The sequence below is a fragment of the Acinetobacter sp. ANC 4218 genome (assembly GCF_002135245.1).
GTDB lineage: Bacteria > Pseudomonadota > Gammaproteobacteria > Pseudomonadales > Moraxellaceae > Acinetobacter.
In genome coordinates, this window is record NZ_NEGD01000002.1 from 117,390 (window position 1) to 141,970 (window position 24,581).

21 protein-coding genes are annotated in these 24,581 nt (G+C 43.0%); 10 read left to right on the forward strand and 11 right to left on the reverse strand.

Annotated elements, in window-relative coordinates:
- The first annotated feature begins 30 nt into the window (after window positions 1-30).
- From recD to B9T38_RS02230, 4 genes are all read left to right on the forward strand, one after another.
- Window positions 31-1,794, forward strand: coding sequence for an exodeoxyribonuclease V subunit alpha (recD, locus tag B9T38_RS02215; protein WP_180176185.1), 1,764 nt, complete (start codon window positions 31-33; stop codon window positions 1,792-1,794).
- A 962-nt stretch (window positions 1,795-2,756) separates the two neighbouring features.
- Window positions 2,757-3,026, forward strand: coding sequence for a 30S ribosomal protein S15 (gene rpsO / locus B9T38_RS02220; protein WP_005007057.1), 270 nt, complete (start codon window positions 2,757-2,759; stop codon window positions 3,024-3,026).
- 268 nt (window positions 3,027-3,294) lie between these two features.
- Entirely contained in the window at window positions 3,295-5,382 is a 2,088-nt protein-coding gene (pnp, locus tag B9T38_RS02225; protein ID WP_171263155.1) for a polyribonucleotide nucleotidyltransferase, read from the forward strand.
- A gap of 259 nt (window positions 5,383-5,641) precedes the next feature.
- Window positions 5,642-6,877 (forward strand): magnesium transporter CorA family protein, encoded by a 1,236-nt coding sequence (locus B9T38_RS02230; RefSeq protein WP_086195235.1) that lies wholly within the window; start codon window positions 5,642-5,644, stop codon window positions 6,875-6,877.
- 110 nt (window positions 6,878-6,987) lie between these two features.
- Here B9T38_RS02230 and B9T38_RS02235 read toward each other — a convergent pair whose 3' ends face one another.
- The 8 genes from B9T38_RS02235 to B9T38_RS02270 form a co-directional block, all read right to left on the reverse strand.
- Window positions 6,988-7,245, reverse strand: a complete 258-nt coding sequence (locus tag B9T38_RS02235) for an HP1242/YdcH family protein (RefSeq protein WP_086195236.1) — start codon at window positions 7,243-7,245, stop codon at window positions 6,988-6,990.
- A gap of 96 nt (window positions 7,246-7,341) precedes the next feature.
- The gene (locus B9T38_RS02240; RefSeq protein WP_086195237.1) at window positions 7,342-7,680 is read right to left on the reverse strand and encodes a chaperone modulator CbpM; all 339 of its coding nucleotides are present in this window, start codon (window positions 7,678-7,680) and stop codon (window positions 7,342-7,344) included.
- A 10-nt stretch (window positions 7,681-7,690) separates the two neighbouring features.
- Window positions 7,691-8,656 (reverse strand): DnaJ C-terminal domain-containing protein, encoded by a 966-nt coding sequence (locus B9T38_RS02245; protein ID WP_086195238.1) that lies wholly within the window; start codon window positions 8,654-8,656, stop codon window positions 7,691-7,693.
- Between the two features lie 143 nt (window positions 8,657-8,799).
- Window positions 8,800-9,261 (reverse strand): DUF2147 domain-containing protein, encoded by a 462-nt coding sequence (locus B9T38_RS02250; RefSeq protein ID WP_086195239.1) that lies wholly within the window; start codon window positions 9,259-9,261, stop codon window positions 8,800-8,802.
- Window positions 9,262-9,690: 429 nt separating this feature from the next.
- Window positions 9,691-10,146, reverse strand: coding sequence for a DUF2147 domain-containing protein (locus B9T38_RS02255; protein ID WP_086195240.1), 456 nt, complete (start codon window positions 10,144-10,146; stop codon window positions 9,691-9,693).
- A gap of 225 nt (window positions 10,147-10,371) precedes the next feature.
- Window positions 10,372-11,247, reverse strand: a complete 876-nt coding sequence (hslO, locus tag B9T38_RS02260) for an Hsp33 family molecular chaperone HslO (protein ID WP_086195241.1) — start codon at window positions 11,245-11,247, stop codon at window positions 10,372-10,374.
- 50 nt (window positions 11,248-11,297) lie between these two features.
- The gene (locus B9T38_RS02265; protein ID WP_086195242.1) at window positions 11,298-13,139 is read right to left on the reverse strand and encodes a monovalent cation:proton antiporter-2 (CPA2) family protein; all 1,842 of its coding nucleotides are present in this window, start codon (window positions 13,137-13,139) and stop codon (window positions 11,298-11,300) included.
- A gap of 59 nt (window positions 13,140-13,198) precedes the next feature.
- Window positions 13,199-15,421: a primosomal protein N' gene (locus B9T38_RS02270; protein WP_086195243.1), complete on the reverse strand. Its 2,223-nt coding sequence runs from the start codon at window positions 15,419-15,421 to the stop codon at window positions 13,199-13,201.
- Between the two features lie 152 nt (window positions 15,422-15,573).
- Between B9T38_RS02270 and gspF the strand changes: the two genes are divergently transcribed.
- From gspF to B9T38_RS02285, 3 genes are all read left to right on the forward strand, one after another.
- Window positions 15,574-16,779 carry a type II secretion system inner membrane protein GspF gene (gene gspF, locus B9T38_RS02275; protein WP_086195244.1) on the forward strand — a complete coding sequence of 402 codons (1,206 nt, stop codon included), beginning with the start codon at window positions 15,574-15,576 and terminating at the stop codon, window positions 16,777-16,779.
- 45 nt (window positions 16,780-16,824) lie between these two features.
- Complete coding sequence (gspG, locus tag B9T38_RS02280; RefSeq protein ID WP_086195245.1) at window positions 16,825-17,262, forward strand: type II secretion system major pseudopilin GspG; 438 nt, start codon at window positions 16,825-16,827, stop codon at window positions 17,260-17,262.
- A 280-nt stretch (window positions 17,263-17,542) separates the two neighbouring features.
- Window positions 17,543-17,878 carry a hypothetical protein gene (locus B9T38_RS02285; RefSeq protein WP_086195246.1) on the forward strand — a complete coding sequence of 112 codons (336 nt, stop codon included), beginning with the start codon at window positions 17,543-17,545 and terminating at the stop codon, window positions 17,876-17,878.
- A gap of 165 nt (window positions 17,879-18,043) precedes the next feature.
- Here B9T38_RS02285 and lnt read toward each other — a convergent pair whose 3' ends face one another.
- Window positions 18,044-19,603, reverse strand: a complete 1,560-nt coding sequence (lnt, locus tag B9T38_RS02290; protein ID WP_086195247.1) for an apolipoprotein N-acyltransferase — start codon at window positions 19,601-19,603, stop codon at window positions 18,044-18,046.
- Window positions 19,600-20,439, reverse strand: a complete 840-nt coding sequence (locus B9T38_RS02295) for a CorC family transporter (protein ID WP_086195248.1) — start codon at window positions 20,437-20,439, stop codon at window positions 19,600-19,602. The genes lnt and B9T38_RS02295 overlap by 4 nt, the downstream gene beginning before the upstream one ends.
- A gap of 200 nt (window positions 20,440-20,639) precedes the next feature.
- Between B9T38_RS02295 and tusA the strand changes: the two genes are divergently transcribed.
- Entirely contained in the window at window positions 20,640-20,897 is a 258-nt protein-coding gene (gene tusA / locus B9T38_RS02300) for a sulfurtransferase TusA (RefSeq protein ID WP_086195249.1), read from the forward strand.
- Between the two features lie 140 nt (window positions 20,898-21,037).
- Here tusA and B9T38_RS02305 read toward each other — a convergent pair whose 3' ends face one another.
- Window positions 21,038-22,750 (reverse strand): electron transfer flavoprotein-ubiquinone oxidoreductase, encoded by a 1,713-nt coding sequence (locus tag B9T38_RS02305; RefSeq protein ID WP_086195250.1) that lies wholly within the window; start codon window positions 22,748-22,750, stop codon window positions 21,038-21,040.
- A gap of 184 nt (window positions 22,751-22,934) precedes the next feature.
- Here B9T38_RS02305 and B9T38_RS02310 point away from each other — a divergent pair, with 184 nt between their 5' ends.
- Complete coding sequence (locus B9T38_RS02310) at window positions 22,935-23,546, forward strand: DUF1285 domain-containing protein (protein ID WP_086195251.1); 612 nt, start codon at window positions 22,935-22,937, stop codon at window positions 23,544-23,546.
- Window positions 23,547-23,594: 48 nt separating this feature from the next.
- Complete coding sequence (murI, locus tag B9T38_RS02315) at window positions 23,595-24,467, forward strand: glutamate racemase (RefSeq protein ID WP_086195252.1); 873 nt, start codon at window positions 23,595-23,597, stop codon at window positions 24,465-24,467.
- Window positions 24,468-24,581: the final 114 nt, after the last annotated feature.

Sequence of the window (24,581 nt, forward strand, 5' to 3'; positions counted from 1 at the left end):
TAAGCTGTGGATAACTTTGAGGATAACTGTGTGGAAAATAAACAATATAAAGATGATCAAAGCGCTGCATGGATCAGCACTTGGAGTCAGTTTATTCGCCAGCAGCCGTTTAGCTATGTACCGCAGGACGAAGATAGCAGTGATATTATTGAACAGGTTCTGCAAGCGGTTCAACACGGTGACAGTTGTATTTCTGCAACTCGGCAGCAAGCGGATATGCTGCATGATTTAGTGGTTTTGGCTGAAAATGTCGAGCAAAATATCGCGCCTTTTGTTTTTGATCAGCAGCATCTGTATCTGTACCGTTACTGGGCGATGGAGCAGTCTCTGGCCCAGCAAGTGGTACGTCTTAAACAACAAACTATTCCCCCTGTTGATCTTGCAGCTTATCCCGATTTACTCACTGACCCCTATCAAATTCAGGCTTTGCAGATGGTGGCGAAGCAGGCACTGAATATCATTACTGGCGGACCGGGAACCGGAAAAACCTATACCTTGGCGCGAATTATTGCCGTGCTGAATCAGGCGATGCCGAATATCCGCATTGCCATGGCTGCGCCGACCGGTAAGGCTGCACAGCGCATGAAAGAAGCGCTGCAAAACTCGCTGAATGATGAAAAACTGCAAGACTTAGTAACGGATGAGTTAAAGCAGCTCAACCCCATCACCATTCACCGTTTATTGGGGCTAGGAAGTAGTTATCAGCCACGCTTTCATGTCCAGCAGCCTTTGCCCTATGACGTGATTGTGGTTGATGAAGCCTCGATGTTGGATCTCAGTTTGGCCAATATGTTGTTGTCTGCGGTGCCTGATCAGGCACGGTTAATTTTATTGGGCGATGCTGACCAGCTGGCTGCGGTGGACGTGGGCGCCGTACTGGCCGACTTACAGCAAGTCCCGGCTCTGGCTGAAAATCGGGTCAATTTGGTCAACAGTCGCCGTTTTAAAGCAGGAGCATTGATTGGGCAAATGGCACAATTCATTCAGACCCAGCAAGCTGTGCAAACCAGTGCAGCCTTACTCGACCAGTTTGCACAGCAAGTGGTTAATCCGGGTGAAATCCAGGCAGTGTCATTGCAGGCAAAAATGGCGGATCAGATCCAACTTGAGTATTTTCCTGCTCATTTGACCGGGCAATTTGACCGGACAACTTATTACGACAAGCTGATGTTGGGCTATCACCCCTATATTGAAGTGCTGAAAAGCTATTTAACCGCCGATGAACCTGAGCTTTGGGTAGCACCGGTGATCAAGACTTTTGATGATTACCGGATTTTGGCGGCAATTCGTCATGGTGCCTTCGGTTTAGACCAGCTGAATCAGCAGATTGAAAAGCGCTTACTGGAGGCTTTATCGCTACAGATGAGCAGGCAAGGTGATTGGTATGTTGGTCGACCAGTGATGATGACCTATAACGATTATCAACTGGGCTTGTCGAACGGGGATATCGGAATCTGCTTTAAGCGTAACCGCGATGGACAGTCACAGTTTGAAGTCTATTTCCCGAGTTTGGAAAAATGGGTACCTGCTACTCGCTTACCGAAAAGTATTGAAACGGCATTTGTACTGACCATTCATAAATCACAAGGTTCGGAATTTACCCATACCGCAGTGGTATTGGATGAGGCTGCGAAAAATTTACTCAGTAAAGAATTGCTGTATACCGCAATTACCCGCGCCAAAAAAGTAGTGAGTGTGCTGGCTGATCAAGAGGCTTTTGTACAAGCCTTAACCATTAAAACCATAAGAAAAAGCGGAGTATTAGATAAAATTAATAATTTGCTAAATTGTTAATCGTAAATAAATAATTTAAAGATTTGTACGAAATTGCTTACATCAATTCGAGAAATTGGCGCATAGAGCTTTAGGAATGTTTTTGAGATGATGGCTGCACATAAAAAGCTCAACACGGAAAGTTGGGTAAAATCGCCATAACATAATAATAATGCCGAAAGGCAGCGAACTTACAATGAAGTAAGTATAAAGAGGAAACTTACAGCCGCTAAGCCTTGTAGTTTTGGGAGAGACTACAGGGCTTTTTTATATGCACAATTAGGCGATTTATTACAAAAATGATTGGCTGAAATGACCACTATTGAACTCTGGTTGTAGCGCTAAAAATCAAATACGGTAGATAGAGGTGTTTTTGTATGAATTACATCTTTGGTTTGTATTAACATATTTGATTTTATTGGATATATTTAATTTTTTTGGTTACATGAAATATAAGAAATAATAATTAATGTACGAAAAGACTTACAAGGAGATACGAGAAAGTCGACTTTTTTACACAATGTTTTGTGGCAGAATCTACCACATAAGGAAGTAAAGCTTCACACAAGGAATGTTTATAACGATAAACGCGAAAAGCGTAAATTATGACTATAAATAAAAGAATAATAATTAAAACATAAGAAACTACAGCGCAAAAAAAGCCCAAGCCCAGCTTGGGCTTTTTTTTATCTTCAATCCGTAACGGGAAAATAAAAAGAGGCGCTTTTCATGGGTAACACAATTTTCCCAGTTTTTAGAATGAACGTTAAGCGTTAAGGTATCAATTCAAAGTGGAAGGGATAAAATAAAAAATGAATAATTTTCAATGAATTGATATAAAAAAATGAAAAGCGGTTTCTCTTTTTGCAATCCCCCGGATTTTCCCTTAAAATAACGCACTTGCTGTAGTGATGCACGGCAGTCAATTGAGAAATCAATTGATTTCTATCAAATGTAATTTTTAAGCATCTCGGAGAAATCGAATGGCTTTAACAAACGCAGATCGCGCAGAGATCGTTGCTAAATTTGCTCGCGCTGAAAACGACACTGGTTCACCTGAAGTTCAAGTAGCTCTTTTAACTGCCCAAATCAATGATTTGCAAGGTCACTTTAAAGAACACAAACACGACCACCATAGCCGTCGCGGTCTTATCCGTATGGTTAACCAACGTCGTAAGCTTCTTGACTACCTTAAAGGTAAAGACGCTACTCGTTACAGCGCTTTGATCGCTGCTTTAGGTTTACGTCGTTAATTCGATTAAACTTATTTTTTCGGACTATTGCATGTTAAATGCTGTATTGCTGAAAATTAAGAATATACCTGGCTTTGGTTAGGTAATGGGGAAGGGGCGATTGTTTCGCTCCTTCTTTGTGTTTAAAAATAGTGTATTCATACATTTTATAGTCTAGTGAGGTCGGCTTCTAAGCTTTGTCATTTATGCAGTTGATGTGAATGCCAAACCTTAGGGGTCTCCACTAGAATAACTGTTCAAAAGAACTAGGAAAGAAAAATACATGTCAATGTTTAATATTGTTCGTAAAGAATTTCAATTTGGTCAACATCAAGTTGTACTAGAAACAGGTCGTGTTGCGCGTCAAGCCAACACCGTTCTAATCACTATGGGCGGTGTAACCGTACTGGTTGCCGTGGTTGCTCAACCGACTGCTAAAGCAGGTCAGGACTTCTTCCCACTGACTGTTAACTATCAAGAAAAACAATATGCTGCTGGTCGTATCCCGGGTGGTTACGGTAAACGTGAAGGCCGTGCGTCTGAAGCTGAAACTTTAATTTCACGTCTGATCGACCGTCCAATCCGCCCATTGTTCCCAGAAGGTTATTACAACGAAATTCAGGTCACTGCGACTGTGGTATCTTCTGATAAAACCATGGAAGCTGATATTGCAGCAATGCTCGGTACTTCAGCAGCACTTGCCATTGCAGGTACGCCTTTCCGTGGTCCAATCGGTGGTGCGCGTGTTGGTTTAATCAACGGTGAATACGTTCTTAACCCGAACAATGAACAGTTAAAAGAATCTGACCTTGACCTTGTGGTTGCAGGTACGGAATCTGCAGTATTGATGGTTGAATCTGAAGCGAAAGAACTTTCTGAAGACCAAATGTTAGGCGCTGTGCTTTTCGGTCATGACGAAATGCAAATTGCAATCCAGGCCATTAAAGAATTCGCTGCAGCTGCGGGTGCAACAGAGTCTACTTGGACGGCTCCTGAGAAAAATGAAGACCTTCGTGTAAAATTAAAAGAAGCATTTGAAGCGAAAATTTCTGAAGCCTATACCATTGCAGTGAAACAAGACCGTTATGCGGCATTGGATGCACTTCAAGCTGAAGCAGTTGCTCAGTTCGTTCCAGAAAATGACGAAACTGGTATTGCAGATGACTTGAATGAATTGTTTGAAGACCTTAAATACCGTACCGTACGTGACAACATTTTGTCAGGTAAACCACGTATTGATGGTCGCGACACCAAAACAGTTCGTGCACTTGATGTACAAGTTGGCGTTCTAGACCGTGCTCACGGTTCTGCATTATTCACACGTGGTGAAACTCAGGCCTTGGTAACAACGACTTTGGGTAATACACGTGATGCGTTAATGGTAGATACATTAGCGGGTACTAAAACTGATAACTTCATGCTTCACTACAACTTCCCTGCATACTCGGTAGGTGAAACTGGTCGTGAATCTGGTCCTAAACGTCGTGAAATTGGTCACGGTCGTCTGGCGCGTCGTGGTGTTCAAGCCGTACTTCCTGCAGCTGACCGCTTCCCGTACGTGATCCGTATTGTATCTGACATCACAGAATCAAACGGTTCATCTTCAATGGCTTCTGTATGTGGTGCTTCATTATCACTTATGGATGCAGGTGTTCCACTTAAAGCACCAGTTGCCGGTATTGCAATGGGTCTAGTGAAAGAAGGCGAGCGTTTCGCAGTACTTTCTGACATCTTGGGTGACGAAGACCACCTTGGCGACATGGACTTTAAAGTTGCAGGTTCTGCAAACGGTATTACTGCACTTCAAATGGATATCAAGATTGAAGGTATCACTGAAGAGATCATGGAAGTTGCGTTAAATCAAGCATATGCAGGTCGTATGCACATCCTGAATGCGATGAACCAGGTGATTTCACGTGCCCGTCCTGAAATTTCTATGCACGCGCCGACATTCCAGGTGATCAGCATCAACCCTGACAAGATCCGTGACGTGATTGGTAAAGGTGGTGCGACCATCCGCGCAATTACTGAAGAAACCAAAGCAGCAATCGACATTGAAGACAACGGTACAGTTCGCGTATTTGGTGAAACTAAAGCTGCTGCGATGGCTGCAGTTGCGAAAATCCAGGCGCTTACTGCTGAAATCGAACCAGGTACAATCTACACAGGTAAAGTGATTCGTATCGTTGAATTCGGTGCATTCGTGAACATTCTTCCGGGTACTGACGGTTTGCTTCACATCTCTCAAATTTCGAACGAACGTATTGCCAACGTTTCAGACGTATTGTCTGAAGGTCAGGAAATCAAGGTTCAAGTGGCCGATGTTGACAACCGTGGTCGTATCAAACTGACCATGAAAGACATCGAACAAGCTTAATGGTTTGAATTTCACATGACTAAGCTCATGTGAATGAAAATGATTAAAAAAGCCTTGAGCTTCGTCAAAGCAATCACTTTGGCTGGCTCGGGGCTTTTTTGTGGGCAGCGAAAAAATTCGGTTTAAAATATGTAAATCCAGTTGTATGTTATTGCTTAACACTTTCGCACAGCTGATAATTTCATCGCAGATAGTATGATTAAATTATTGAAATTTCCATTAATTAAACAATAAAAAAGTACCCTAGAGAATTGTTGATATGCAGGTTTATTATTTCTACCAACATCCCACTGAACAGCATATTTTTGTACAGAAAACCCAAAATGTTACAGCTGAACCGGTCTTTTTGTGGATTGATTGTACTCGGGAAGATGTCGTGAATCGTGCGGATGAGTGGCAAAAAGAAATCTATCAATATACTCAGCTGATATTAAATGAATTTCATGTGAAAGATATTTTAAATCTGGAGCATCCTTGTAGTTTCGATACCCTGGAAGATTATGACCTGCTGATTTTCCGTAAACTGATTAGCCCGGATGATGATATAAAAACCGGAGCACAAGCGCTGGAACAGCATGAAAAGATGTTTGGTTTAGCCACCACACCGGTGAGTTTTATCATTACACCTCAGGCGCTGATTACGGTGCGTGAACAAGGCAATAGAGCAGTTGAAAATTATATTTCCCGGATTGAAATGAATTTCACCCGTTCTGTGCAAGATCAGAACAAATCGCGTAAGGCTTCTACCACACCTTTAGATTTAGCTTTACGCTTGCTAAATAGCATGATCGATGGTTATTTAGATTTGCGTGTACCTCTGACCCGACGTGTCGAGTTCTGGCAGCAAGAATTACTGCAAGGCCATCGCAGATTTGCCAAATGGAATCAGTTATTACAGGAAAGTATGTCTTTTCAACAAGTGGAGAATCTTTGCGAAGAACAAATAGATGTCTTACAAGAACTGCGGGACGAAATTGTCGATAATTACCCTCATTTAAAAGGCAAGAAGAAGTCTGAACGGCAGGATATTATGCTGGTACGGATGGACGATCTGGTTAGCCATGTGGGTCGAATTCAAAAACATACGGTTCGTCTTCGTGCTTCCATTCAGGCAGCCATCGATTTACATTTTTCTGCAATCGCCAACCAGACCAATGAAAACATGCGGATTCTGGCCATTATTACCGCGATATTTGCCCCTTTAACCTTATTGACCGGGGTTTACGGAATGAATTTTGAGTTTATTCCAGGCTTAAAATCTCCGACCGGGTTCTGGAGCATGCTGATCGTGATGCTGATCACGACGATACTGCTGGTTTATTATTTTTATCGTCGCCATCTGGTGGGTCGTGGGGAAAAGAGCGTCATTGATTTACTGGCCCAACAGCATCAGGATCAACGCGTGAACCTGTTCTGGTTTTTAAACTATGAGCCGATTAAGCACTCGGTCAAAGAAACCATGAAAGAAGTTGAAAAACTGACCAAGTTTAAATAAAGGTCAGTTTTCAGCAAATTTTTATCCATATTCACTGTGTTCGATGCACAATCAGCACAGTTCAATTAAATTCAAAAAATGCTCTCGGCCATTTTCTGTATGCTGCCAGATCAACTGACCTGAGCATTTTGAGTCAATATTCTATAAATTTCATCTTTCATTTTCAGCTTCTTGCGCTTCAATAAATCAATATCCTCATTAACTAAATTAACCGGATTAAGCTCAAGTTGAGCGATTTCTTTATCCAGTTCCTGATGACTCTCAAATATTTTTGCGAAATGAGGATCATCATGACGCAATTTGTGGATGAGTTCCTGATGCTCAGGAAACATGCGCTTCACTTTTTTATTACATTCTTTGGTTTTCATAAGCCTAGATTATTCTCCAGCATTGAATTTCAGAACAAAATAGTCAGTCATCACCTACCTATCTATAAAAGATAGCAGGGAGACTGAAAAGTACCTTTAAGCATTTTTGACATTCAAGTGTCTGACCTGTTTACGTAATTGCTGTACCTCATCAATTAAATCCAGCATCATTGCCACCGCAGAAAAACTGGCATCAAAGTCGCGCTGCAAACGGTAGGCCCGACGTGCACGCGAAACATCGTGACCAAAAAATTGATGAATTCTTTCTTCTGGGCGCGTGTCTAAAATATCGTATTCAAGTAGCTGTAAAACCCACTCCGGACTTTGTCCGCATGCATCCGCGAAGTGCTTTAAATCAAAACTGTAATGTTCATCAATGATATCTGCAGGATTAAATTCATCAGATATAATTTCACGATAATGAATGGTCGTCATGATGTTCTCCTTAATCATTGCGAGGCTTAAATTTGGTAAAGGCTTCGGAAAAAGCCTGGTAAGCCTGCTGTTCATGTTCAGTTTGCGCAGTTGGGTAAACAATATTTAAAACCAGATAGAGATGACCGGGTACTTTGCTTGGAACCCCTTGGTCCTTGAGTCGTAGCTGTTGACCGGTTTTGGCATTTTTAGGCACGTTTACCTGAATTTTTTTACCTTCAGGCGTAGATATTTCAATGCTTTGACCTAAGGCGGCTTCCCAAGGGGCAATATTCACATTGTAATAAATATCGGCACCTTCAACCCGTATCCGTGCAGTATCCTTATAGTGAATTTCAATGTACAAATCACCATTTTTACCGCCATTGATGCCACTTTGTCCTTGTCCAGAGAGACGGATATTTTGTCCTTCTTTCATGCCTTTAGGAATTTTGACCTGCAAAGTTTTGCGTTGAACCTCCGGCTCGCCATAGGCATTTAAGGTCGGAATCTGCAAGGTAATCTGCTGAGTGGCTCCCTGATAAGCAATTGCCGGATCAACCTCTATGCTGGCATGTTGATCTTCACCCTGATAACTGCGTTGTTGTTGGCGCTGTTGCTTTTGATATTGGTAGTTTGCTCCGCCAAAACCAGAACCAAAACGTCCAAAAAGGTCTTCAAAACCACTAAAATCGGACTGCTGCTGGTTAAAACCCTGACGGTAAAATTGGTTATGGTCAAAACCTCCTGTGCCAGTCTGTGCTCCAGATTGATAAAAAGCTTCAGGATGATCCAGCTGGAAATCGTATTCAGCTTTTTTCTCTTCATTGCTTAGCGTGTCATAAGCGACATTAATACTTTGCATTTTTGTTTCAGCATCGGTTTCTTTGCTGACATCGGGATGATATTTTCGAGCCAATTTCCGGTAGGCTTTCTTGATTTGATCTTGGGTGGCATTTCGGTTAATGCCAAGAACTTCATAATGATTTTGAGGCATATAATGGGAATCTGGGTTTGATCATGTTTTAATCATTATTATGCTTTTCATAGTTCTGAAACAGTATTGATCTGTGCCTTATTGTTTCAAATTATGACAAAAAAAGGCTCCGTAACCGGAACCTTGAAAAATGCTGAATGCGATTAATATTTAATCCAGGTCACACTACGCCCAATCACGGAAATTCCGACATAACCGCGCAGATTCAAATGCTTGCCACTGGCACTAAGACGTGCCTTGCCTTTATAGATTTTGCCGCCAACCGGATCAAGTACACGGCCATTGTTAAATTCACGAGGATTGTCCGAATTTTGGGTAAAGCCCCAAATAAAAGGTAAGCCAATAAAAGGCTTATTTTTTAAGTTGCCCGGGCAACTGGAACAGATGACCATTTTTTCTGTACCGGGTACATTGCGGGTTGCGACGATGATTCCTTCATAAGTGCCATCTGGCTTTTTACTGATTTCTACATCCGCACGAGAATAGCCGGTCCGGTCATCAATGGTTTTCCATTTGCCCACCAATGGATCATTTTCAGCAAAACTGAAAGATGAAACAGCAGCTAAAATTACCCCGGTCAAAATCCCTTTATATAAATTCTTCACTAATTTCCCCTGTTGAATGAACTATTTTTTAATTTTAGAGTAAAACGCCTAATTTATAGCGATAAGTATCTATAAAATCAAATGATTAAATTGATGAGTAAGTCACATAAATAATTAATAGTGCTAAGGGAGTTATTTTTTAATTTCTTTTTGATTAAAAAGTATTCGATTTAGATATTAAAAATTTAAATTTTTATTTAATTAATATTTTAGCTGAATGCCAAAATACAGTTTTTTATGAAGAAATTATTATTCTTATAATTTTTAGTAAGGGAGTTTATCTTTTAGTATATCCAAGTTATTAATAAAAAATAATTTATTTCATAGTTCATAAATGAGACTTGAACTGACTCTTAAGATTATAAATCTGGAGGATGCACAAGTTTTTAACAGGATGGAGATAAAAACTTGTGCTGAATGAAAAGCATGTTAATTCACTCTAATCCAGGACACGGTGCGGCCCAGCAGGCTAGTACCAATAAAGCCACGTAAGGTTAGGACATTGCCTCGTGTATTGAGACGTCCCTTACCTTGATAGACATGACCTGAAAGGGGATCAAGTACTTGACCATCAATAAATTCATCTGTCTTTTTAGGGTTTTGCTTAAAGCCTGACAAGATCGGTAAGCCAATCAGAGGCGCATTTTTGAGTGCTCCTTTGCATTTTTCACAATGATCAATAGCGCTACGGTTTGGAATGGCATGGACTTGGATAATTGTTCCCCGATAAGCTCCATTTTCTTGCTTAGTGATGAGAACTTCAGCACGGGCATATCCTGTTTTATCATCAATCGTTTTCCATGTTCCCACCAAGTCAGGAGCTTTTGCATGAATAAAAGGACAGGTCAGCAGTAATAATAGACTAAGCATTATTTTTGTGTTCATGTGGTCAATATTTCCAATTATTAATTTATTTTTATGCATTAGAAATAAAGCATTATTTGAGATAGTTTTGCTTTATTTTAAAAGCGGATTTTACGCTAAAATATTTAAAATACAAGTGTAAAAAAACGCTATAAAATAAAGTAAAAAATGATGTATTTTATTTTGGAAAGATAAAAAAAGAGCAGTAATTATTATTGCTGCTCTGATTTTGTTTACTTGATCAAATTAACTTAAGTGTTTGCCAAATAAACCAAAGGCTTCTTCCGCAGTAAATGTGTAGCGGGTACTACAGAACTGGCAATCCATGGTAATGGGATTCTGGAACTCTAAAGTTTCACGTACTGCTTCCACACCAATTTGAATCAAGGCATTGGCGCAACGCTCTTTAGAACAGGTACAACCAAAGCTTAATTGTTCAGCTTCAGGTAAACGCACATCTTCTTCATTGTACAGACGGTAAAGAATTTCAGTCGGTTCCAGATCTGTGAGTTCCTCCGCTTTCAATGTCTCGGTCAGTATGGTCAGGCGTGGCCAGAGGTCTTCATCCACACGTTGCTGCTCTTCTTCACTATTGCGTGGCAAGAGCTGAATCAGCAGACCGCCAGAACGTTCAGCTGTGCTGGATAAAACGATTTTTGTTGGAATTTGTGCAGATAAATCATAGTACTGCATCAAACAGCCAGCCAAAGTATCATGCTCAAGCGCAATAATACCCTGATAGCGTTCACCGAATTCAGGCTCAATATTAATAAACAGTATCGGATTGACCAGGGCATTAAATACCGTGCTGCTGTTTTCTGCCTGAAAAAAGCGTGGATCTTCTTCATAATCGGCTGATGCACGTAGCTGGCCTAGATGGTTACATTCAGCCATAGCCCATTTAAAAGTGCCAGCTGCCTGAATTTGTAGGCTGATCCGGCCTTTAATTTTCAGGGTACTGGCTAACAATGCGGTAGCGCTGAGCATTTCCCCCAAAAGGATTTGAATGGCTTGCGGATAGTCACGTTGCGCGAGAATCGTTTGCAGAACGCTTTCCAGATGAACCACTTCACCACGAATCGGGCAATTTTCAATATAAAAGCGTTGACGTAATTCAGACATAAATTTCTCCAATAGCCCGTGTTAATGGTGTCTATATTGTAAAACACAAGCTAGTTACTATCATCTCTTGTGACATCAATACGCTGATGTGCTAAGCCGCGTTGTAAATTGACGCCAGTGGGTTCTTGACGAATTTGAGCATCACTTTCAAATAAATGCTCAAGTTCTGCCAGTGCATTACGATGGGTCTCATAAATTTTCTGTTCATCAGTATAAACCCGTTGCTGTTGAAGCAATAATTTCTCATCGTAATCACGAAACAGTTCAATACTCTTATACGCATCTTCTTCGCTAATCTCTAATTCGCGTAAAGCGCGATAAGCCATACCTAGCGATGATAAATAAGTTTCACGCCAGATCTGTTCGACACCTAAATCGCGCAGTAAATGCACATGATGACGGTCTCGGGCACGCACCAAAAGTTTCAGATTGGGATAGTTTAAACGAATATGACGTGCCACATTCATGGAGTCTTCAATATCATCAATCGCCAGAACAAAAACTTTGGCGTGTTCAATGCCTGCGGAACGTAAAATATCGGGTTGTGTCGCGTCCCCATAGTATACCGTGCCGCCATAGTTGCGTACGAAATCGACTTTTTCCAGGTTACTGTCAATCGCGGTAAAAGACTGGTGTTGTAAATGGGCAATACGAGCAATAATCTGTCCGAAACGGCCAAAACCGGCAATGATCATCGGGTTATGGATGTCTGGAATTTCATCATAAACTGGCGTTTTTTCTTTATCTATTAAAGGAATAATCCAGCGACTGATCAACCAGTAAAACATCGGGGTGAGCACCATGGAAAGGGTCACAATCAGGGTCAAAGGCTCAAGCATGGCTTGAGTAAGAACTTTTTCACTCGTCGCGACTTTCAGCACCACAAAGGCAAATTCACCGCCTTGGGCCAGGCAGGTCGCAAGTAGTAAGCTGTTACGCCATGAGTATTTTAAATAACGGGCAATCGCCGCCAGGGTGATACTTTTGACCAGCATTAAAATGAGGGCACCGCCAATAATCAACCAGGGCATATCTACCAGAAGGGATAATTGTGTGGTCATACCCACCGTCATGAAGAATAAGCCCAGCAGCAGTCCTTTAAACGGTGCAATACTAGCTTCCAGTTCGTGACGGAATTCAGAGTCGGCCAGCAACACCCCGGTTAGGAAAGCGCCCAGGGTGGTACTGATGCCGAGTACATCCATCAGCACCACGACACCCAGTACAATAAACAAGCCGACTGCGGTAATCAGTTCATGCGCCCCGCTTTTGGCCACAAAGCGGAAGAATGGCCGCATCATATAGCGGCTAAACAGGAACAAACCGCTAAAGGTGGCAATAATGGCGGCAAAGTAGGCCACTCCATGGTGGGTCGATTCAGTACCTGCCAGTAAGGGAATAATCGCCAGCAGCGGAATGGCCGCAATATCCTGAAACAGTAAAATGGAAAAAGATTGTTGCCCGAAGGTGGTGTTGAGTTGCTGCTTTTCTGAGAGCAGCTGTAACACAAAGGCAGTGGAGGATAGCGCCAGCGCCATACCAATCACAAAACTGGCGGCCAGGTTCTGCTGTAAGGCAAAAAAAGTCACGACTGCCAGAATAACTCCGGTAATGCCGACTTGTAAGCTGCCCATCAGAAAAATGGATTTACGCATTTCCCACAGCCGTTGCGGACGCAGCTCCAGACCAATAATGAACATCAGCAAGATGACACCAAATTCTGCCAGTTCCTGAATCGCCTCCGGGTCACTGGCCATATTCAATACGCTGGGACCGAGCAAAATACCTGTAAACAAATAGCCGAGTACTGTGGCAATGCCAAAACGCTTGGCGAGCGGCACCAAGAGCAGCGAAGCACCCAGAAAAATCGTAATTTGTAACAGTAGCGACATCAGTTTGTCCTGGAATTTATTTTAATGTCAAAAGAATTAAGCAACGTCTGACCTTTGATTTAGCTTAATTCCTGAGGATCTATATCGAGTGTCAGTTTCATGTTTGAGGGCTTTTCATGCAACATATTTTGCCACCAGGTACGGATATAAAAATGTAATCGGGCACGATCTTGTGACAGCAGCACCATATGCGCCTGATAACGCCCGGCCTTACGTTCCATCGGGGCAGGAATCGGTCCCCAGATATCAATCAGGTTTTCCGAAACCTGTCTTAACGCCTGAGCATGCTGCTGTAAAAATTCCTGGTTCTGTTCCTGACTTTTCGATTCACAGCGTATTAAGGCTGCATAACGAAAAGGCGGTAAAGCAGCGGCCTGACGTTCTTTTAAGGTCTGTCTGGCGAAATGCCGGTAATCTTTGTCAATTAAGGTATTTAATAGTGGATGATCCGGTCTCAGGGTTTGTAAATAGACTTCACCTTTGCGTTCACCGCGTCCGGCACGACCAGCGACCTGTACAATCAGTTGTGCCGTGCGTTCGGTGGCACGGAAATCGACACTGAGCAGGCCGGAATCAATATCTAAAATAGCCACTAAAGTGACATAGGGAAAATGATGTCCTTTGGCCAGCATCTGGGTGCCGAGCAAAATCACCGGTTCACTTTTCTGGATTTTGTCATAAATTTTTTGCCAGCTGCCGACCCGGCTGGTGGAATCGCGGTCGACCCGGATCACATCGAAATGGGGGAACAGTTGTTGCAGGTTTTCTTCCACTTTGGCGGTGCCCAGGCCAATCGGTTTTAATTCACTATGCTTGCACTGCGGGCATTGTTCCGGTAGACGGTGAATGCTGCCACAGTGGTGACAATGCAAATGCTGATAAGGCTGGCGATGCACGGTAAAGTTGGCATCACAATGCGGACATTTGGCTTGCCAGGCACAGCTTTCACAAATCAGTACCGGGGCATAACCGCGACGGTTTAAAAACACCAATACCTGTTCTTTTTTATCCAGACGTTTTTGAATTTCATCAATCAGGCTTTGGCTCATGCCATTCTGTTTTTGTGCAATTTTCAGGTCAATCAGATGAATTTTTGGCATCACGGCTGCACCGGCACGCTGATTCAGTTCTAAACGGGTCATTTTCCCCATTTCAACCAGTGCATAGCTGTCAATACTTGGGCTGGCTGAGCCTAAAATAATCGGACAATTTTCCAGATGGGCACGGTACATTGCGACATCACGGGCATGGTAGCGAAAGCCTTCCTGCTGTTTGAAAGACAGGTCGTGTTCCTCATCCAGAATGATCAGGCCCAGATTGGGCAGCGGCGTATAAATGGTTGAACGGGTCCCTAAAATAATCGAAGCTTTGCCAGTTTGTGCAGCCTGCCAGGCTTGCAGGCGCTTTGAATCGTTCAGTCCTGAATGCAGTAGTACAATGTTGCCATGAAAACGTGACTGGAACCGGCTGATGGTCTGCGGGGTCAGGCCAATTTCAGGCACTAAAACCAAGACCTGTTTACCCTGTTTCAGCACCTCTTGCATGATTTGCAAATACACTTCGGTTTTACCGCTCCCGGTCAAGCCATCCAGTAAAAAAGCCTGATATTTTTTCTGGGCTTTCAACACCTGTTGAATGGCTTTTTTCTGATCTTCATTTGCGGTTAAGGGCATTTGTGCCAGGGTGACCGGTTGAGGACTAAAGTCCTGATGTTCCAGAATGCATTGCACAATCGCCTTTTTTTCCAGTGCCTTGAGTGTCGCCGTTTCAATTCCGGCTAAATTTAAAATATTTTCTGTGGTGCCTTGAGGATGTAATTTCAGCACTTTATAGGCTTGTTGCTGTTTTTCAGAGCGCATCAGCTTGTCTTCAGCATGCAAATCCAGAACTTTCCACATGCGGGCCAATAAATTATAGGGTTTGCCCTGACGTAAAAATGTCGGCAGGGCACTCTGAAATACTTCACCAATCGGAAATTGATAATATTGCGCGGACCAGGTGAGCAAGCTTAAAATTTTTTGATCTAAAAGCGCTTGTTCATCCAGCAGTTCAGTGATGGCTTTGAGCTTAAAATGTGGATCAATCGGGGTATCGGCCGTTAATTTTTCAACAATAATGCCCACCAGATTTTGCCGTCCAAACGACACGGCCACACGTGCCCCAACTTCAGCTTGCTGATATTGTTCAGCCGTTAAAGTGTAGTCAAAACAGTCATAGAGATGTACAGGTACGGCAACACGAATGCGATAAATGTCGGCTGGAGTCGGTGGTGTATTTGGCATAAATAAAGGTCAAATGGTCCTGATCAAATTTCGTCGTGCTAAGGATAGAGTTATGTTAGAGTGAGCAAATCATTTATAGCTAAGAATATGAATGATTTTGGTGGTCAGACGCAACCGCGCTGAAGCAAATTTTAGAAAATTAGAGCATCACAATGCCTGCATATCAATTTACTGCCATTGATGCTTCAGGGAAGCAGCAAAAAGGCGTGTTAGAGGGTGATTCGGCACGTCAAATCCGTCAACAGCTCAGAGACAAAGCGCTTATTCCTGTGACGGTTGATCCTGTTGAGCAAAAAGACAAGCATAACTCAAAACGCTGGTTTCAGAAAAAAATCACGGCTTATGATTTAGCCCTGTTTACCCGTCAACTTTCAGTTCTGGTGGCAGCTGGAATTCCTTTGGAAGAAGCGCTGCGGGCGGTAGGCAAGCAAAATGAAAAGGCTCATGTGCAAAACCTGTTGATGTCAGTGCATTCCAAAGTAATGGAAGGTTATTCACTGGCCAATGCCTTGCAGCAGGCCGGACGCTTACCGGATTTATATATTGCCACCATTGCAGCGGGTGAACGCTCGGGACATCTGGATTTAATTCTGGATCAATTGGCCGATTACACCGAAAACCGCTTTGCCATGCAAAAGAAAGTGCAGGGCGCGATGATTTATCCGATTATTCTCATGCTGATGTCTTTTGCCATTGTGATGGGGCTGATGACCTATGTGGTTCCCGACATCGTCAAGACTTTTGATCAAAGTAAAGATGCCTTGCCGTGGATTACGGTTGTGCTGATGAAAGCCAGTGATTTCATCCGTGTGGCCTGGCCGTTTTTACTGATCGCCAGTGTACTGGGTTTCATCACTTTGGCACGTTTTTTAAGAACGTCTGCCGGGCATTATGCCTTTGATCGTTTAACGCTCAAATTGCCATTATTTGGTAAATTATCGCGTGGTATAAATGCAGCACGTTTTGCCAGCACCTTATCGATTTTGACCCAGTCTGGTGTACCTTTGGTTGATGCACTTAAAATTGGCGCCGCGGTAAGTAATAACTGGGTGATCCGTGACTCTGTTAACCAGGCAGCCGAGCGTGTCACTGAAGGTGGTAACCTGGCGACACAATTGGAACGCAGTGGTTATTTTCCAGCGATGATGGTACAAATGATCAAAAGTGGTGAAGCATCCGGCGAGCTTGATCGTATGCTGCAGCGCGCCTCGACCATGCAGGATCGGGAAGTGACTACACTGATTTCCACTTTACTGGCATTACTTGAGCCTTTAATGCTGGTCTTGATGGCAAGTATCGTGCTGGTAATCGTGATTGCTGTGATGATGCCAATTGTGAATATGAACAATATGATTTAACTGATTTTACATTTTATAAAGATAATGATTGTGCGAGAGAGTGAGATGCAAGGGAAACGATATCAAGTGAAGCAGTCTGGCTTTACCCTCATTGAAGTGATGGTGGTGATTGTAATTTTAGGTGTATTGGCTGCACTGATTGTTCCTAATGTGATGGGGCGTGGTGAAAAGGCCAAGGTTGATACCACTTCCATTACCTTAAAAGGCGTTGCTGGTGCTTTAGATCAATATAAACTGGATAATGGTAAATATCCGTCTATGCAAGATGGTGGTTTAGATGCACTGGTGAATCAGCCTGCTTCGGCTAAAAACTGGATGCCGGGCGGATATGTTAAAGGTGGTTATCCGAAAGACAGCTGGGACAATGATATTCAATATGTGATTCCAGGCGCTGAAGGCCGCCCATTTGATTTATATTCTTTTGGTGCTGATGGCAAAGAGGGTGGTGAAGATACGGATGCCGATATTTATTATCAGCCTTAATTAGAAATCACTATTTATTTTAATTTATCGAATATATCACTTCACTTCATCTGAATATTCAATAGAAGCTGAAGTGATAATAAATCTTAATTATAAAATATATATTAAAATATTGAATTTAAACAGAATATATAATAATCATTATTTGAGAGTTATAATAAGAATTATTCCCATATTTATTGATTACAAGAATTGTAAAATATGAATAAATATAGTCTTTTTATTTAATTAAAACTGAGCATAATATCCTTAATGGTATTTTTTAGCCAAGGAGAATGGAATGAAAGCATTAATAGTATCGGATGAAATTAACCAATTTCACTGGGCAATGCTCAAGTCTGTTCTTTTGATTTTGAGCTTGCTTCCCATTAGCCAGGGCATTCTAAGTTTATGGAATGCAACCGAAGGCAGTAGCCAGATCATGGTTGGCTTTTTTGCCATCAGTGTATTTAGCACATTATTTGTATTGTGTTTTTGGTCTGCATTAAAAGCCACTGTACTCAACTTAAAACAACAACAGTCTTCAACTTTAGAACAGGGTGTGGTGAAAGTTTATCGTTATATGCCGATGCTATTTTTAGCAGCCATGATGTCTTATTTGGTGACTCAGCTATAAATTAAAGGTAATAAAAAACCGAGGTATTGACCTCGGTTTTTAGTGCCTTTTTATTTCTTCTCCCTCTGGGATGAGGAATATATTCCGCAAGAGGATGAGGGTGATTAATCATAAATAATTAACCTCTCCCTAGCCCTCTCCTAGAAGGAGAGGGAACACTTAAAGCTAGCGCCGTGATTTAAACGACACATCCACCTTACGTGGACGGAAGCGCCAACCCAGTAGTAATAGCAATAATGACACAATCAATACTGGCCAATCACTTAAGCGCATATACAAGGTTTCGCCCTGCATGGCAGGTAGTTCACCACGAAGAATCGCAGTTTGATCGGTCGGTGCCTGTTTGACAATATGTCCGTGATGATCAATAAATGCCGTCACCCCGGTATTGGTAGCACGAATAAACCAGCGTCCATTTTCCTTGGCCCGCATCTGTACCATCTGCAAATGCTGCCAAGGTCCCGCCGTTCCGGTAAACCAGGCATCATTGGACACCGTAACCAAATAATCGCTTTGACTGGCATTACGACGGGTCAGGTTAGGATAAGCGACTTCATAGCAAATGGCCGCACCCAGCGCATGATTTTTCACATTTAACGGTTTCTGGTCGCGTGCTCCGCGAGAAAAACCGCTCATAGACGGGTCATTCTGTAATGCAGGCAGTACCCAGCTGAGCCAGCCCGATAAAGGTACATATTCGCCAAATGGAACCAGACGCTGTTTTTTATACAGACCATGCGACTCATCACCACTTGCCATAATGCTGTTGTAGTACATGGGGTGTTGTTCAACTTGTGATTCTTTTAAATCCCAGTAGGGGATACCCGTCACCCACGCTGTTCCGGTTTTATTGGCCTGAACTTTCATGGCATCCAGAAAGGGTTCAATATCAGTCTGGAACATTGGAATGGAAGATTCCGGCCAGACGATCAGATCCCGTCCCCATTCAGTCCGGCTTAAACTGGCGTAGATCATCAAGGTTTTGACCTGGTATTCGGTCAGCCATTTCAGGTCTTGCGGAATATTGCCCTGAATCAGGGAAACGGAAAGCGGTTTCTCACCTTTTTTTTCAACAAATTGAAGATAAGAAGCACCCCAGGCACCCAGCAGTAAGATGGCAGAGGGGATGATCCAAAACACACGTTTATTGATGATTTCCACCAGCGCACAGGCCAGTATAATCACCACAAACGATACACCGAAAATACCGAATAAGGGTGCATAGTTATCTAGGAAACGTTCGGTAAAGGCATAACCGACAAATAGCCATGGGAAACCGGTAAATACCCAGGTTTTAGCCCATTCGAAGAATATCCACAGCGGTGCAAAAGTCAGGGGTGTTTCCGGGAAAAAGCGGCGATAGATCCAGGTTTGCAGCGCGGTAAATAGTCCCATCACCAAGGCCATAAAGACAATCATCAGTACGCTTAGGAAAGCACTGGTATCGCCATAGACATGGATTGAGGTATACAGCCAGAAGGCACCGACAAACCACAAGCCAAAGCCATAAGCCCAGCCAATAAAAAAAGCCTGTGGAGCAGAGCGTTTACGCAGTGAAGCATAGAGCAAAGCTGGAGACAATATGGCCAGCCACCAGTAATAATAAGGTGCCAGTGCAAAACTGAATAAGGCACCTGAAAAAAGCGAAATGAAAAAGGGATAAATAAAAGGGAGCTGCTTGTGTTGTTGAGATGAATTTAACAGCTTATCAAAGTAAGTTCTCATTTACGGACAGCTCGAATCAGATGAATAGTACGTGCATCTGCTTCTAAAATGGTAAATTCCCAATTCTCAAGTTCAATCACTTGACCTTGTAAATCGCTGACTAGACCCATTTCTTGAAGCAATAAACCGCCGACAGTTTCTACTTCATCATCGGAAAAATCAGCATCTAAAACATTGTTAAAGTGTTCAATTGGTGTAAGTGCCTGAACCAGCCAGGTATTCGCCGTGTGTGGATCGTTATCGGGAATAATGTACTGGGCTTCTTCATCGACCTTGTCGTGTTCATCTTCAATTTCACCGACAATTTCTTCCAGAATATCTTCTAAAGTGACCAGACCTGAAGTGGTGCCATATTCATCAATCACTACTGCAATATGGGTCTGGGTGTTTTTCAACATCCGCATAACCTGATCGGAACGCGCACTTTCCGGTACAAACAGCGGTTGGCGCATGAGTGCGCGGATATCTACTTTAGAGGTGGGTTCGGTCAAAAAAGGCAGCAGGTCTTTGGCCAATAAAATGCCGACCACATTATCCGGTTGATCAGATGAAAAAACAGGAAAACGTGAATGTGCAGATTCCACCAGAACATGCAGAATATCGAGCAGCTGATCATCTTCTTGCAAGCTGATCATGGCGGTTCGTGGGGTCATGACCTCGCGAATTTTGGTTGCCGGAAGGTCAAGTACGCCTTCAAGCATGGCAACAGTATCGGGTTCTAAAAAACGACGTGAATCTTGTACTAATTTTAACAGTTCGTCGCGAGTTTCGGGTGCTGTACCCAGCCATTTGCGTAAGCCGCGCATGCCCCACGACGGGCCTGATTCCTCGTGCATGATCTTTCCTAAAGACGCTTAATATCTAAAAAATGTAATTTTAATCATACCGTAGAAAATACAGTTGTCTATCGCTAATCTTCATCTAAATCACAGGCAATTGAGTCAGAAAACCAGGCTATCTCCTTCATTTTCCTGTATATCACCGGACCTGTATGTTTATGCTAAAATAACCGCAGCTTTTAAACCTGAGTTTTCTGATGTCTGAACCCTCTGTTACGCCAAGCATTCAATTAAATACCCGTGGACTACGTTGCCCGGAACCGGTGATGATGCTGCATCAGGCCATTCGTAAATCCAAGTCTGGCGATGTGGTGGAAGTATTCGCAACGGATAATTCAACTTCTTGGGATATTCCAAAATTCTGTATGCATTTGGGACATGAGCTGTTATTACAAGAAGAACGTTTAGATGAAAATGGCAATAAAGAGTTTCATTATCTGGTACAGAAGGGTTAATGATTTTTTATTTAAAACACGTGATTAGAGATGTGTGATTGAAAGATTGATTCATCACTTACGACTTAAATTTTAAGTTGTTTTAATCTCTCAAAAATAAACCCGCTTTTTAGCGGGTTTATTTTTATCTTATATGAGGATTACATATTCGGGTAATTAGGACCACCGCCACCTTCTGGTGTTACCCAAGTGATGTTCTGTGAAGGATCCTTGATGTCGCAGGTCTTGCAGTGTACACAGTTGGCTGCATTGATCTGGAAGCGTTTAGAACCGTCATCATTTTCCATGATTTCGTATACACCCGCAGGGCAGTAGCGCTGCGCCGGTTCATCCCATTTTGGCAGGTTCACATTCACTGGAATTGAAGCATCGGTCAGTTTTAGGTGAGCAGGCTGGTTTTCTTCATGCACAGTGTTGGATACAAACACCGAAGACAAACGGTCAAAGGTCAACTTGCCATCCGGTTTTGGATAGTTCGGCTTAAAGTTCACCGCATCCACGGTTTTCAAGGCACTGAAGTCTGTTACCAGGTCGTGCAGGGTAAACGGTACTTTAAATACGTTCTGGTCGATAAAGTTAAACGCACCACCGATCCACTGGCCAAACTTGTGCATCGCGGGGCCAAAGTTACGCGAGTTATACAGCTCTTCTTTTAGCCAGCTGTTGTTGAACTTGTCGGTATAAGCCGTGAGTTCTTTGGCAAATAAGTCTTCACCTTCAGTCACACGCGCAACCGCCAGATCACCACCTTTTGCTACACCGGCAGCAATTGCTTCAAACACTGCTTCACCGCAGAGCATGCCGGATTTCATCGCGGTATGTGAGCCCTTGATTTTGGCAAAGTTCAGGAAGCCGGCATCGTCACCAATCAGCGATCCGCCCGGGAAGGTAAATTTCGGTAGCGAGTTAAAGCCGCCTTTGGTCACGGCACGCGCGCCATAAGAAATACGTTTGCCACCTTCCAGATACTGCTTGATCAGCGGATGGGTTTTCCAGCGCTGCATTTCCATAAAAGGATACATATGCGGGTTGGTATAGGATAGATCGACAATCATGCCTAAAGTCACCTGATTGTTTTCCGCATGATACAACCACCAGCCGCCTGAAGAGCCTGTTTCAGACAATGGCCAGCCTGCACCGTGCATCACCAGACCTGGCTTGTGTTTCGCAGGGTCGATTTCCCACAGCTCTTTGATCCCGATACCATAATGTTGTGGATCTGAATCTTTATCGAGGTTGTATTTGGCAATTAAACGCTTGCCGAGGTGGCCACGACAGCCTTCAGCAAACAGGGTGTATTTGGCATGCAGTTCATAGCCCGGAGTAAAGTTATGTGTCGGTTCGCCATCCTTGCCAATGCCCATGTCACCGGTTTGAATGCCTTTCACCGAACCATCTGCATGGTACAGAATTTCAGCAGCGGCAAAACCCGGGAAGATCGATACTTCCAGCTCTTCCGCTTTTTGACCCAACCAGCGCACCACGTTGCCGAGCGAGATAACATAGTTGCCATCGTTATGCATGGTTTTAGGCACCATCCAGTGTGGCGCTTCTTGTGATTTTTCATCCGAGAGCAGGAAATAGGTCTTGTCTTCGGTCACTGGAACATTTAAAGGTGCACCTTCTTCCTTCCAGTTCGGGAACAGCTCATTCATGGCACGTGGTTCCAGTATCGCACCGGACAAGATGTGCGCACCGACTTCAGAGCCTTTTTCCACCACACAAACCGACAGATCGTTCAGGTTGTTTTCAATTGCAAGTTGACGGATCTTGATCGCTGCAGAAAGACCGGCCGGTCCTGCACCTACGATGACGACGTCAAACTCCATCGATTCACGTTCGATGTGTTCCATGTAGGATTCCTCATATCATTAGAAGGTGGCGACCGTCATTATTCCGGTGCTGCCATGAGTGTTCTGTATGCCCAGACACAATTTTAGTATCGTGCCTTTTATATTGTGGGCTAGTATAGTTTTAAACCTTGATCTAGCCAATTGGCTGAATCATATTATTTTTCCGTCAGCAGGGTCTTTAGTCATGATTAATCAAAATAATTCACCAAATTCGACGAAAAAAGTAGCTATTGGCGATGATAAAAATTTAAAAGGCATTGCACAATACTTAAAAGATGCACAGGCCGGTCACAAAAGGTCAATCCCACCTCTGGATCAATTCAACCCAAAGCATTGTGGGGCAATGGATTTAAAGGTAAAAGCCAATGGAGAATGGTGGCACGAAGGTCAATTGATCAAACGACAAGCCCTGATTGACTTGTTCTCAACCGTGCTCTGGAAAGAACAGGGCAAAGTCTACTTAAAAACCCCGGTTGAGCAGGTTGAGATTGAGGTGGAAGATGAGCCTTTATTTGTCAATCAGGTCGACCAGATCGAGATTGATGGAAAGACCTATATTCAATTCACCACGACCACCCAGGATATAGTGATTGTCGATCAGGAGCATGCAGTTTTTATGCGTGAATATGAAAGTGAATTACGTCCTTATGTACACGTGCGTTTCGGGATTAACGCCTTAATTCAACGCTCTGCTTTTTTTCATTTAATTGAAATGGGAGAGCTGCTTGAAAATGACAAAAATGAAACCATTTTAAGCTTACAAAGTGGCGATTTTTACTTGCAATTAGGCACCTGAGGTTTAAGCTTTGATTTTCCGATTTCTTGAACTGCTGAAAGTGAAACCATGACAGCCATTCATCCTGTTTATCCTTTAATCGATCCAATGCCCAAGGCACAAGCTGATGCACCCATCGGGATTTTTGATTCTGGAATAGGTGGCTTGTCTGTAGCACAAGAAATTGCCAGACATTTACCCAAAGAACGTATTGTTTATTATGCCGATACTGCACATGTGCCGTATGGGCCGCGAAAAGATCAGGAAATTCGTGAGCTTACGGCGCATGCAATTGAATGGCTGTATCGGAAAGGATGTAAAGTCGCGGTGGTAGCCTGCAATACTGCTTCTGCATTCAGTCTGGATTATTTACGTGATCATTATGGAGAAAATTTTCCAATTATCGGTCTGGTACCAGCACTGAAACCGGCCGTTTTGCAAACTAAATCCAAAACCGTGGCGGTGCTTGCCACGCCTGCAACCTTTCGTGGTCAGCTGATTAAAGACGTCATCCAGCGTTTCGCAATTCCTGCTAATGTGAAGGTTATTCCTGTCACTTGTCTGGATTTGGTGCCCTTTGTGGAAAGTGGTGCACAGATGAGCCAGGCATGTTTAACCACCTTAAAAGAAATTTTGCAACCGGTGGTCGATCAGGGGGCCGACTATTTAGTTTTGGGGTGTACACATTATCCCTTCCTAAAACCTGCAATTCAGTCTATATTTGGTCAGAAACTGACATTAATTGACTCTGGGCTGGCAGTTGCGCGACAAACCGCCCGTATTTTGATTAAAAATCAATTGTTATTTGAGCAAGATCGAAATAATGGCTTAGCTATTGAGTGCTATGTGAGTGGCAATAATGCAGAACATTTAAAAACCGTGTTGCAGTTCCTCATTCCAGAAGATTTAACGTGGAATTTGAGCAATATGGGTGTTGAATAAGTAAAGAAATACAGCTAGTGTTCTGAAATATATTAGAAAAATATTTATATTGGGGTGTTGAATTATATTGTGATTGCTCAGAGATGAGTTTGTCAGGATATAATAAGCAATTGG